General features: G+C 71.9%; 9 protein-coding genes. 5 read left to right on the plus strand and 4 right to left on the minus strand.

Features of this window, described 5'->3' with window-relative positions:
- The first annotated feature begins 123 nt into the window (after window positions 1–123).
- The gene (locus tag DDE18_RS15415; RefSeq protein WP_116573139.1) at window positions 124–1,560 is read left to right on the plus strand and encodes a glycine hydroxymethyltransferase; all 1,437 of its coding nucleotides are present in this window, start codon (window positions 124–126) and stop codon (window positions 1,558–1,560) included.
- Between the two features lie 77 nt (window positions 1,561–1,637).
- Here DDE18_RS15415 and glgA read toward each other — a convergent pair whose 3' ends face one another.
- Entirely contained in the window at window positions 1,638–2,825 is a 1,188-nt protein-coding gene (gene glgA, locus DDE18_RS15420) for a glycogen synthase (protein WP_116573140.1), read from the minus strand.
- 64 nt (window positions 2,826–2,889) lie between these two features.
- Between glgA and glgC the strand changes: the two genes are divergently transcribed.
- Window positions 2,890–4,137: a glucose-1-phosphate adenylyltransferase gene (glgC, locus tag DDE18_RS15425; protein WP_116573141.1), complete on the plus strand. Its 1,248-nt coding sequence runs from the start codon at window positions 2,890–2,892 to the stop codon at window positions 4,135–4,137.
- Entirely contained in the window at window positions 4,134–5,762 is a 1,629-nt protein-coding gene (gene pgm, locus DDE18_RS15430; RefSeq protein WP_116573142.1) for a phosphoglucomutase (alpha-D-glucose-1,6-bisphosphate-dependent), read from the plus strand. Before glgC ends, pgm begins: the two co-directional genes overlap by 4 nt.
- Before the next feature lie 3 nt (window positions 5,763–5,765).
- On the opposite strand, the gene DDE18_RS15435 is transcribed toward pgm, so the two are convergent.
- Together DDE18_RS15435 and DDE18_RS15440 are read right to left on the minus strand one after the other, a co-directional pair.
- Window positions 5,766–6,452 (minus strand): response regulator, encoded by a 687-nt coding sequence (locus tag DDE18_RS15435; protein ID WP_116573143.1) that lies wholly within the window; start codon window positions 6,450–6,452, stop codon window positions 5,766–5,768.
- Window positions 6,449–8,038, minus strand: a complete 1,590-nt coding sequence (locus DDE18_RS15440; RefSeq protein WP_116573144.1) for a sensor histidine kinase — start codon at window positions 8,036–8,038, stop codon at window positions 6,449–6,451. Before DDE18_RS15440 ends, DDE18_RS15435 begins: the two co-directional genes overlap by 4 nt.
- Before the next feature lie 136 nt (window positions 8,039–8,174).
- Between DDE18_RS15440 and DDE18_RS15445 the strand changes: the two genes are divergently transcribed.
- Window positions 8,175–9,560: a cation:dicarboxylate symporter family transporter gene (locus DDE18_RS15445; RefSeq protein ID WP_116573145.1), complete on the plus strand. Its 1,386-nt coding sequence runs from the start codon at window positions 8,175–8,177 to the stop codon at window positions 9,558–9,560.
- Between the two features lie 27 nt (window positions 9,561–9,587).
- Here DDE18_RS15445 and DDE18_RS15450 read toward each other — a convergent pair whose 3' ends face one another.
- On the minus strand, window positions 9,588–11,231 hold the full coding sequence (locus DDE18_RS15450; RefSeq protein WP_116573146.1) for an acyl-CoA dehydrogenase family protein: 1,644 nt from the start codon (window positions 11,229–11,231) through the stop codon (window positions 9,588–9,590).
- A gap of 17 nt (window positions 11,232–11,248) precedes the next feature.
- Between DDE18_RS15450 and DDE18_RS15455 the strand changes: the two genes are divergently transcribed.
- Window positions 11,249–12,214: a YihY/virulence factor BrkB family protein gene (locus DDE18_RS15455; protein ID WP_116573147.1), complete on the plus strand. Its 966-nt coding sequence runs from the start codon at window positions 11,249–11,251 to the stop codon at window positions 12,212–12,214.

The following is a 12,214-nucleotide window of genomic DNA, read 5'->3' on the forward strand; positions in this document are numbered from 1 at the left end:
GACGCTCCGCCACGATATGAGACGGCCGACGCGGCGGCACGCGCGAGCGCCGCAGTCTCTGCGGCTCAGGTCACATCGTGTCCGGGTTCGATCCGCGGTCGGGAACGGCTCTAGGCTGTCGCCATGAGCGACTCCCTGATCAGCAGCGCATACTCCCAGGCCCTCGAGGTCATCGGCTCGGTGGAGCCCCGGATCGCCGAGGCCACGCGCCAGGAGCTCGCCGACCAGCGGGCGTCGCTCAAGCTGATCGCGTCGGAGAACTACGCCTCGCCCGCCGTGCTGATGACGATGGGCACCTGGTTCAGCGACAAGTACGCCGAGGGCACCGTCGGCCACCGCTTCTACGCGGGCTGCCAGAACGTCGACACCGTGGAGGCGATCGCCGCCGAGCACGCGCGCGAGCTGTTCGGCGCCCCCTACGCCTACGTCCAGCCGCACTCCGGCATCGACGCCAACCTCGTCGCCTTCTGGTCGATCATCGCCCACCGCATCGAGGGCCCCTGGCTGCAGAAGTTCGGCGCGAAGAACGTCAACGAGCTGACCGAGGAGGACTGGGAGTCGCTGCGCCACGAGATGGGCAACCAGCGCCTGCTGGGCATGTCGCTCGACGCCGGTGGCCACCTCACCCACGGCTTCCGCCCCAACATCAGCGGCAAGATGTTCCACCAGCAGCAGTACGGCACCGACCCCGAGACCGGGCTGCTCGACTACGACGCCGTCCGCGCGAAGGCCCGGGAGTTCCAGCCGCTCGTCATCGTCGCCGGCTACTCGGCGTACCCCCGCCGCGTGGACTTCGCGAAGATGCGCGAGATCGCCGACGAGGTCGACGCCACCCTGATGGTCGACATGGCCCACTTCGCGGGCCTGGTCGCCGGCAAGGTCTTCACCGGCGACGAGGACCCGGTGCCGCACGCGCACATCACCACCACGACGACGCACAAGTCGCTGCGTGGGCCGCGCGGCGGCATGGTGCTGGCGCAGGAGGAGTACGCCTCGAGCGTCGACCGCGGCTGCCCGATGGTGCTCGGCGGCCCGCTCTCGCACGTGATGGCCGCGAAGGCAGTGGCCTTCGCCGAGGCGCGCACGACGGAGTTCCAGGCCTACGCGCAGCGCGTCGCCGACAACGCCAAGTCGCTCGCCGAGGGCTTCCTGACCCGCGGCGCGCGGCTGGTCACCGGCGGCACCGACAACCACCTGGTCCTGCTCGACGTGACCTCCTTCGGCCTCACCGGCCGCCAGGCCGAGTCGGCGCTGCTCGACGCGGGCGTGGTCACCAACCGCAACTCGATCCCGGCCGACCCCAACGGCGCCTGGTACACCTCCGGCGTCCGCCTCGGCACCCCCGCCCTGACGACCCGCGGCTTCGGCCACGACGAGTTCGACAAGGTCGCCGAGCTGATCGTCGACGTGCTCAGCAACACCGAGCCCGGCGCCACCAAGGCGGGCGACCCGTCGAAGGCGTCCTACCGGCTCGGCGACGGTGTGGCCGTCCGGGTCAAGGCCCAGGCGGGCGAGCTGCTCGACAAGCACCCGCTCTACCCCGGCCTCGAGCTCTCCTGACCCTCGGCGGCGGTGAGCGGTGGGATAGCAACCGAATCAGCGTGGACAACGGTTGCTAGGCCACCGCCCAGCCGACCTCAGAGCAGCGAGCGGTAGATCCCCAGCGTCTGCTCGGCGATCGCCGGCCAGCTGAAGTGCTCGATGGCCCGCTCGCGGCCGGCCTTGCCGCGGGCCCGGGCCCGCTCCGGGTCGCTCACCGCGTCGACCAGCGCCGCACCGAAGTCGGCGACGTAGCGCTCGGGGTCGAGCGGCGTGCCCGTGCCGTCCGTGGCCTGCTCGATCGGCACCAGCCACCCGGTCTCGCCGTCCACCACGACCTCGGGGATGCCGCCGGTCGCGGTGGCCACCACCGCGGTCTCGCAGGCCATCGCCTCGAGGTTGACGATGCCCAGCGGCTCGTAGATCGACGGGCAGGCGAAGACGGTCGCGGCGGTGAGGAGGCGTACGACGTCGGGCCGGGGCAGCATCTCGGCGATCCAGACCACGCCGTCGCGCGTGGCGCGCAGGTCGTCGACCAGGCCCTCGACCTCGGCCAGGATCTCCGGGGTGTCCGGGGCGCCGGCGCACAGCACCAGCTGCACCTCGGGCGGCAGCGTCGCGGCGGCCCGCAGGAAGAGCGGCAGGCCCTTCTGCCGGGTGATCCGGCCGACGAAGATCACGCTCGGGCGGTCCGGGTCGACGCCGAGCTCGCGCACCCGGTCGGGGTCGACGGCGGGGGACCAGTCGGTGGTGTCGATGCCGTTGTGCACCACGTGCACCCGGGCGGGGTCGACGGACGGGTAGGACCGCAGCACGTCGTCGCGCATGGCGGCGCTCACCGCGACCACCCCGGCCGCCCCCTCGTACGACGTGCGCTCGGCCCAGCTGGACAGGGCGTAGCCGCCACCCAGCTGCTCGGCCTTCCAGGGCCGCATCGGCTCGAGGCTGTGGGCGGTGACGACGTGCGGGATGCCGTGGAGCAGCGAGGCGAGGTGGCCGGCCATGTTGGCGTACCAGGTGTGCGAGTGCACCAGGTCCGCGCCGGCGCAGTCGTCGACCATCGCGAGGTCGACGCCGAGGGTGCGCACGGCGGCGTTCGCCTTCGCGAGGTCTGCCGGCTCGGCGTACGCCGTGGTGCCGGGCTCGTCGCGGGGCGCACCGAAGCACCTCACGCGGGCCTCCACGTCGGCCAGCCCGCGCAGCGCGCGGACCAGCTCGGCGACATGGACTCCGGCTCCGCCATAGACCTCGGGCGGGTACTCCTTGCTCAGCACGTCGATTCGCATGGAGGAGAAACTACTCGCGAGCCGCCCTCGACCGCCTCCCCTTCCTGTGGCTAGGTTCACACCCATGAGTGCACACGGCCGCAAGAAGGTGCTCGCCATCGTCCTCGCGGGAGGGGAAGGGAAGCGGCTGCTGCCGCTGACGGCCGACCGGGCCAAACCGGCGGTGCCCTTCGGTGGCATCTACCGGTTGATCGACTTCGCTCTCTCCAACGTCGTCAACTCGGGCTACCTCAAGGTGGTCGTGCTGACCCAGTACAAGTCGCACAGCCTCGACCGGCACATCTCCACGACGTGGCGGATGTCGACGATGCTCGGCAACTACGTCACCCCGGTGCCGGCCCAGCAGCGGGTGGGGAAGCGGTGGTACCTCGGCAGCGCCGACGCGATCTTCCAGTCGCTCAACCTGCTCACCGACGAGCGCCCCGACATCGTGGTCGTGGTCGGCGCCGACCACGTCTACCGCATGGACTTCTCCCAGATGGTCGACGAGCACATCGAGTCCGGGGCCGGCTGCACGGTCGCGGCGATCCGCCAGCCGATCGAGCTGGCCGACCAGTTCGGGGTCATCGACGTCGACCCGGAGTCGCCCAAGCGCATCCGTGCCTTCCTGGAGAAGCCGACCGACCCCGTGGGCCTGCCCGACTCGCCGGGGGAGGTGCTGGCGAGCATGGGCAACTACGTCTTCGACGCCGAGGCGCTGCGCGACGCGGTCACCCGCGACGCCGACCTCGAGCGGTCCAAGCACGACATGGGCGGCGACATCGTGCCCTGGTTCGTCGACAAGTCGGAGGCGGCGGTCTACGACTACAAGGACAACGACGTGCCCGGCTCCAACGAGCGCGACCGTGGCTACTGGCGCGACGTGGGGACGATGCGCTCCTACTACGCGGCGCACATGGACCTGGTCGCTCCGCTGCCGGTCTTCAACCTCTACAACGGCCAGTGGCCGATCTACACCAGCTACGACCCGCTGCCCCCGGCCAAGCTCGTCGAGGGCCACGCCGGCGAGGCCATCCCCACCTTCAACTCGATCCTGTCGAACGGGGTCGTGATCACCGGCGGCACGGTGAGCAGGTCCGTGCTGTCGCCTGGGGTGTACGTCGACGAGGGGGCCTCGGTGTCCGACTCGGTCATCCTCCCCTGCGTCCGCATCGGTCCCGGCGCCGTCATCCGCAACGCCATCATCGACAAGAACGTCGTCGTGCCGCCCGGGGTGGAGATCGGCGTGGACCCCGAGGCCGACCTCGCCCGCGGTTTCGCCGTCGAGGACGGCCTCACGGTGCTCGCCAAGGGCCAGGAGGTCCCGTCATGAGTCGCGCGGGCACGCCCGCCCAGCCGCAGGACCTCGTCGACGTCGCGCACCTGGTGACGGCCTACTACACGCAGCAGCCCGATCCCGACGACGTCGATCAGCAGGTCGCCTTCGGCACCAGCGGCCACCGCGGCTCGAGCCTGAAGACGTCCTTCAACGAGCAGCACATCGCCGCGATCACCCAGGCGATCTGCGACTACCGCGCCGAGCAGGGCTTCGACGGGCCGCTCTTCATCGGCCGCGACACCCATGCCCTCTCCGAGCCCGCGTGGGCGACCGCCCTCGAGGTGCTCGTCGCCAACGACGTGACGGTCCTGGTCGACGACCGCGACGGCTACACGCCCACCCCGGCGCTGTCGCACGCGATCATCAAGGCCAACAGGGGAAGGACCAGCGGCCTCGCCGACGGCATCGTCGTCACCCCCTCGCACAACCCGCCCGCCGACGGGGGCTTCAAGTACAACCCGCCCCACGGCGGGCCCGCAGACTCCGATGCCACGGGCGTGATCGCGCAGCGGGCCAACGAGCTGATCGCGGCCGGCCTCGACGGCGTACGCCGGGTGCCGTTCGCACGGGCGCGCGCGGCCGTGTCGGCGTACGACTTCCTGGGCAGCTATGTCGACGACCTGCCCTCGGTGCTCGACCTCGACAAGGTCCGGGAGGCGGGCGTGCGGATCGGCGCCGACCCGCTGGGCGGCGCCAGCGTCGCCTACTGGGGCGAGATCGCCGAGCGGCACGGCCTCGAGCTGACGGTGGTCAACCCGCTGGTCGACCCGACGTGGCGGTTCATGACCCTCGACTGGGACGAGAAGATCCGGATGGACTGCTCGTCGCCGAGCGCGATGGCCAGCCTGATCCGCCGCAAGGACGACTACGACGTGGCGACGGGCAACGACGCGGACGCCGACCGGCACGGCATCGTCACCCCGGACGCCGGCCTGATGAACCCCAATCACTTCCTCGCCGTCGCGATCGGCCACCTCTTCGGCGGAGCCCGGCCCGACTGGCCGGAGACCGCGCGGATCGGGAAGACGCTGGTGTCCAGCTCGATGATCGACAAGGTCGCGGCCGGCCTCGGCAAGCCGCTCGTCGAGGTGCCGGTGGGCTTCAAGTGGTTCGTGCCCGGGCTGGTCGACGGCTCCTTCGGCTTCGGCGGCGAGGAGTCGGCCGGCGCGTCGTTCCTGCGCAAGGACGGCACGACCTGGACGACCGACAAGGACGGCCTCCTGCTCGCGCTGCTGGCCAGCGAGATCCTGGCGACCACCGGGAGGACACCGAGCGAGCACTACGCCGACTTGGTGAAGCAGCACGGCGAGCCGGCGTACGCCCGCGTCGACGCGCCCGCCGACCGTGAGCAGAAGGCCAAGCTCGCGGTGCTCTCGCCCGACGACGTGAAGGCGACCGAGCTGGCCGGCGAGCCGATCACCGAGCGGCTGACCGAGGCGCCCGGCAACGGCGCGAAGATCGGCGGGCTCAAGGTCACCACCGAGTCCGCGTGGTTCGCTGCCCGGCCCTCGGGCACGGAGGACGTCTACAAGATCTACGCCGAGTCGTTCCGCGGGCCCGATCACCTCGCCCAGGTGCAGGCCGAGGCGCGCGAGGTGGTCGCCGCGGCGCTGGGCTGAGGCTCAGGCGGTCCGCCAGCGGTATTCGACCTCGGGGCGGCCGGAGCCGCCGTAGCGCGGGCTGCGCGTGACGAGGTCCGCGCCGGCGAGGTGCTCGAGGTAGCGCCGTGCGGTGACCCGCGACGAGCCGATCGCGGCGGCCATCTCCGTCGCCGACAGCGGCGTGTCGGAGCCTCGGAGGACCTCGGTCACCTGGCGCATCGACTCGGCGCTCATGCCCTTGGGCAGCGGAGCCGTGGCCGAGGAGGGGCGCAGGGTGCCGAGCAGGCGGTCGACCTCGTCCTGGGCGACGTCGTCGGAGGCGCCGGCCAGCTCCGCGCGGTAGGCGGCGTACTGCTCGAGCTTGGCCCGGAACGTGGCGAACGTGAACGGCTTGAGGAGGTAGAGCACCACGCCCTGGGCGACCGCGTGCCGCACCACGTCGGCGTCGCGGGCCGACGTCACGGCGATCACGTCGCAGAGGTGGCCGGCGGCGCGCAGCCGCTGCAGCAGGCCCAGCCCGTGGCCGTCCGGCAGGTGCATGTCGAGGAGCAGGAGGTCGACGTGCCGGTCCCCAGCGAGGTGCCGCATCGCCTCGCCGGCCGACCTGGCCACGCCCGCGACCTCGAAGCCGGGCACCCGGCCGACGTACGCGCTGTGCGCCTCTGCTGCCACGGCCTCGTCCTCCACCACCAGCACGCGCACGGTCATGGCCGGCCTCCCCGGTCGCCGGTGAGGCAGACCTCGACCTCGGCGCCACCGAGGGCGGAGCTGCCGATGCGGACGGTGCCGCCGTGGCGTCGGGCGACCTGCGCCACGAGGGCGAGGCCCACGCCGCGGCCGGCACCGCCGCCCGCCTTGGTCGACCATCCGCGCTCGAGCACGTGCTCGCGGTCGGCGGGGTCGATGCCCGGTCCGTTGTCGCCCACGCGGAGGGAGAGGTGGTCGGCGTCCCATTCAACCGCGACCTCGACCCGGGCACCCTCTCCGCCCGCGACGGCGTCGAGGGCGTTGTCGACGAGGTTGCCGGCGATCGTCACGAGGTCGCGGGGCTCGACGGGCAGCGGGTCGGGAGCGACCGCGCCGTCGACGGAGAGGACGATGCCCCGCTCGGCTGCCTCGGCGGACTTGCCCAGGAGCAGCGCGGCCAGCACGGGGTCGTCCACCGCGCCGACGACGCGGTCGGTGAGCAGCTGGGCGACCTGCAGCTCCTCGGTGGCGAAGTCGACTGCCTCATCCGGCCGGCCCATCTCGATGAGGGAGACCACGGTGTGCAGCCGGTTGGCCGACTCGTGGTTCTGCGCGCGCAGCGCCTCGGTCAGGCCGCGCACCACGTCGAGCTCTCCGGTCACGGCCTGCAGCTCGGTGCGGTCGCGCAGGGTCACCACGGCGCCGACCTCCCGTCCCTTCCAGCGGGCCGGGGACGAGCTGACGACGAGCACGTGGTTGCCGGTGACGTAGACGTCGTCGGCCTCCGCGGTCTCGCCGACAGCAGTGCGCACCAGCGCCGGGGGGAGTCCCAGCTCGGCCACGGGCCGGCCGACGACGTCGTCGGGCAGGTCCAGCAGCCGGCGGGCCTCGTCGTTGACCAGCTGCACCCGGTCCTGGTCGTCGAGGAGGAGCAGTCCTTCGCGTACGGCGTGCAGCACCGCCTGGTGGTATTCGAACATCCGGCCCAGCTCCGCCTCGCCGAGGCCGTGGGTCTGCCGCCGCAGCCGGCGGCTGATCAGCAGGGCGCCGAGCAGCCCCACCCCGAGCACGACGGCCCCGGCCAGCGCGAGCGGCAGCAGCGCCCGGCGCAGCTCGGCGTCGATCCGGTCGACGGTGATCCCGACGGAGACCAGCGCGACGACGGCGCCGTCGTCGATGACGGGGACGACGGCCCGCATCGAGGGACCGAGGGTGCCGGTGTACTCCTGGGTGAACACCTTCCCCTCGGGTGCGCCGCCGAGGTCGCCGATGAACGGCTTCCCGATCTGCGCCGGATTGGTGTGCGTGTAGCGCGTGCGGTCGAGGCCCATCACGACGACGAAGTCGACGTCCGTGTCCTTCCGCACCCGCTCGGCGTACGGCTGCAGCTCGGCGGACGGGTCGGGGGACTTCAGCGCGGCGTGGACGGCGGGGGAGTCGGCCACCGCCTGCGCGACCGAGACCGCGGTGTCGACGGCGCTGTCCCGTGCGTCCTGGCGCGCGTCGTACGCCGCGAGGCCGAGCGCAGCGCCCACCACGAGGAGCACCACCAGCACCTGGAGGAGGAGCACCTGGCGGGCCACTGATCCCTCGCGCGACCGGCCCATGGGCGCATTGTGCCGCACCCGGCGGGAGTGGCGTCCGTCACGAACTCAACGAACAGAACAGTGACCGCTGTCACAGCGGCAACCAGCATGAGTGCGTGGCACCGGGCACCCGGCCCGGGCCGGCTCTGGAGGAACGATGACCCCCACCACGGAGACGCCCGGCGGCGCCGTACGGCGCAAGGACCGGACCCATTACCTGTACATCGCGGTGATCGCCGCGGTCGCCCTCGGCATCCTCGTCGGCCTCGTCGCACCGGCGTTCGCCGTCGAGCTGAAGCCCATCGGCCAGGCCTTCGTCGGGCTGATCAAGATGATGATCCAGCCGGTGATCTTCTGCACCATCGTGCTCGGCGTCGGGTCGGTCCGCAGCGCCGCGAAGGTCGGCAAGGTCGGCGGCCTGGCGCTCGCCTACTTCCTGACGATGTCGACCGCGGCGCTGGCCATCGGTCTGGTCGTCGGCAACATCCTGCACCCGGGCTCGGGCCTGCAGCTGACCGAGGAGGCCGCCTCGGCGGGCGCCGAGCAGGCGTCGGGCGCGCACGCCACGACTGCCGACTTCCTCCTCGGCATCATCCCGGACTCGCTGCTGTCGGCCCTCACCTCCGGCGAGGTCCTGCAGACCCTGCTCGTCGCCCTTCTGGTCGGCTTCGCCCTGCAGGCGATGGGCCGCACGGGTGAGCCGATCCTCCGCGGTGTCGGCCACGCCCAGCGCCTCGTCTTCCGCGTCCTCTCGATGATCATGTGGGTCGCTCCGGTCGGCGCCTTCGGCGCCATGGCCGCGGTGGTCGGCGAGACCGGCGTGGACGCGCTGAAGAGCCTCGCGGTCCTGATGTTCGGCTTCTACGTCACCTGCGCGCTGTTCGTCTTCGTGATCCTCGGGGCGCTGCTCAAGCTCACCACCGGCATCAACCTCTTCTCGCTGCTGAAGTACCTGGCCCGCGAGTTCCTGCTGATCGTCTCCACCTCGTCCTCCGAGTCGGCGCTGCCGCGCCTGATCGCGAAGATGGAGCACGCCGGCGTCGACAAGCCCACCGTGGGCGTGGTCGTCCCGACCGGCTACTCGTTCAACCTGGACGGCACCGCGATCTACCTGACGATGGCCTCGCTCTTCATCGCCTCGGCGATGGGCGACCCGCTGTCGATCGGCGAGCAGATCTCCCTGCTGCTCTTCATGATGGTCGCCTCCAAGGGCGCCGCCGGCGTCACCGGCGCGGGCATGGCCACGCTGGCCGGCGGGCTCAGCTCGCACCGCCCGGACCTGGTGGACGGCGTCGGCCTGATCGTCGGCATCGACCGGTTCATGTCGGAGGCCCGTGCGCTCACCAACTTCGCCGGCAACGCCGTGGCGACGGTGCTCATCGGCACCTGGACCGGCGGCCTCGACCGCGCGCAGTTCGACCGCGTGATCGCCGGGGACGACCCGTTCGACGAGACCACGATGCTCGACGAGGACGAGGCCTACGGCGACCCCGTCGAGGCCGCTCGCGAGGACTCCAACACGGGGCAGCCTGCTCTCGTCTGACCCGGATCTGTCGGCGCCCAGCCTGTCTCAGGACAGGCTGGGCGTCGCCCTGTCCACGATCGCCCGCAGGTCGCCGCCGGTGAGCGCGCCGAACGTGCCGCCGTACGACGTGCCCAGGCGTGAGGCGCAGAACGCGTCCGCCACCTCGGGCGGGCCGAAGCGCACCAGGAGCGAGCCCTGCAGGCAGGCGGCCATCTGGCCGGCCAGGCGGCGGGCGCCGACCTCGAGGCCGGTGACCTCGCCGAGCAGCGCCAGGGCGTCGTCGATGGCCCGGTCGAGCCGCGGGTCTTCGCCGCGGGCGGCGCCGACCTCGGTGATCCACGCGGCCAGCGCCTCCGGCTCGCGGGACAGCGCCCGCAGCACGTCCAGTGCGTTGACGTTGCCCGAGCCCTCCCAGATCGAGTTGAGCGGCGACTCGCGGAAGAGCAGCGGCAGCCCCGACTCCTCGACGTAGCCGTTGCCGCCGAGGCACTCCAGCGCCTCGGCCACCATCGCCGGCGTGCGCTTGCACACCCAGAACTTGGCCAGGGGCAGGGCGATCCGGCGCAGCGCCGCCTCGTGCGCGTCGTGCGGCGCGTCCACGGCCGCCGCCAGCCGCATGGCCAGCGCGGTCGCGGCCTCGGACTCGACGGCGAGGTCGGCCACGACGTTCTGCATCAGCGGCTTGTCGGCGAGCAGCGAGCCGAACGCCGAGCGGTGGCTGACGTGCCACGACGCCTCGGCGAGGGCGCGCCGCATCAGCGAGGCGGACCCCAGGACGCAGTCGAGCCGGGTGGCGGCCACCATCTCGATGATCGTGCGGACCCCACGTCCCTCGTCGCCGAGCCGCTGGCCCAGCGTGCCGTCGAGCTCGAGCTCGCTCGACGCGTTGGACCGGTTGCCGAGCTTGTCCTTGAGCCGCACCAGGTCGATTCGATTGCGGGTGCCGTCGGGGAGGACGCGCGGCACGACGAAGCAGGTGACGCCGCCTTCGGCCTGGGCCAGCACCAGGAACATGTCGTTCATGGGCGCGGAGGTGAACCACTTGTGCCCGCGGAGCGCATACCAGCCGTCGTCGCCGGCCGGGGTCGCGGTGGTGACGTTGGCCCGTACGTCGGAACCGCCCTGCTTCTCGGTCATCCCCATGCCGGCGAGAGCTCCGCGCTTCTCGGCGTGCGGGCGGAGGCCCGGGTCGTAGGTGGTGGACGCCAGCAGGGGAGTCCACTCCTTGGCCAGGGCGTCATCGGCCCGCAGCGCCGGCACCGCGGCGTACGTCATGGAGACGGGGCAGCCGTGACCCGGCTCGGTCTGGGACCAGGCGAAGAACCCCGCCGCCCGGCGCAGGTGGGCATGCGCGTCGCCCTCCTCGGCGCGCGTCCACGGCGTGGCCGCGAGGCCGTGGCCGATCGCGCGCTCCATCAGCCAGTGCCACGAGGGGTGGAAGGAGACCTCGTCGACGCGGTTGCCCCAGCGGTCGTACGGCGTGAGCTCGGGGTGGTGCCGGTTGGCGAGCATCCCGTGCTCGCGTGCCTCGGCGGTGCCGGCCGCGGCTCCCAGCCCGACCAGCGATTCCACCACCTCGGCGCCGCCGTGGCGGGTGACCGCGTCGACCAGCGCGCGGTCGGACGTGACGACGTTGTGGCCGACCAGGGGCGGCGCCTGGTTGGCGGATGCCCGGATGTCGCTGTCCATGGCCTTACGGTAGGCCCATGGTCGAGGCGAGCCAGCAGCATCCTGCCCTGCGCTCGATCCGCTCCGGAGCCCTCGGCGCGCGCGAGCACCTGTGGCGGATCATCGTCACCACGGCCGGCTCCTGCCTGCGCTACCGCGTCTCCGGGCTGGCGGCCGAGGCGGCGTTCTTCGCGGTGCTGTCCGTGCCGCCGCTGGTCTTCGCCATGGCGGGTGCGATCGGCTTCGTCTCGGAGCGCTTCACCGCGGCCCAGGTGGAGGACGTGCGCCAGGCGGTGATCGACCTCTCGAGCCGGGCGCTCACCGACGAGGCCGTCAACAAGATCATCACCCGCACCATCGACCAGGTCCTCGAGGGCGGTCGCTACGACGTCATCTCCGTCGGCTTCGTGCTCGCCCTCTGGTCGGGCTCGCGGGCCCTCAACGTCTTCGTCGACACCATCACGATCATGCACGGGCTGGGCGGGCACCGCGGGATCCTCCGGACGCGGGCGCTCTCCTTCGTGCTCTACATCCTGGCGATGCTCACCGGCATGGTGAGCATCCCGCTCATCGTGGCCGGGCCCGACCTGGTCGGCCACTGGCTGCCGCGCCGGCTCGAGTTCCTGATGGGCTTCTACTGGCCCACCGTCGTGGTGCTGTGCATCTGCTTCCTGGCGACCCTCTACCACGTGTCCGTGCCGGTGCGGACCAACTGGAGCTTCAACCTTCCCGGTGCGGTCTTCAGCCTGTTCTGCTGGGTGGCCGGCTCCTGGGTGCTGCGGTGGGTGCTCACGGTGACGGCCGCCGAGTCCAAGTCGATCTACGGCCCGCTCGCCGCGCCGATCGCGGTGCTGCTCTGGCTCTACCTGCTGGCCATCGCCGTGCTCATCGGGGCAGCCGTCAACGCGGCCTTCGACACCGTCTTCCCGCAGAAGACGACGACCCGCGCGCGGCTCGAGCTCGTGCAGCGGCTGCGGCAGCGCATCGCCATGAAAGACTCCTGA

The organism is Nocardioides gansuensis, assembly GCF_003076135.1.
In the GTDB taxonomy this organism is placed as follows: Bacteria; Actinomycetota; Actinomycetes; order Propionibacteriales; family Nocardioidaceae; genus Nocardioides; species Nocardioides gansuensis.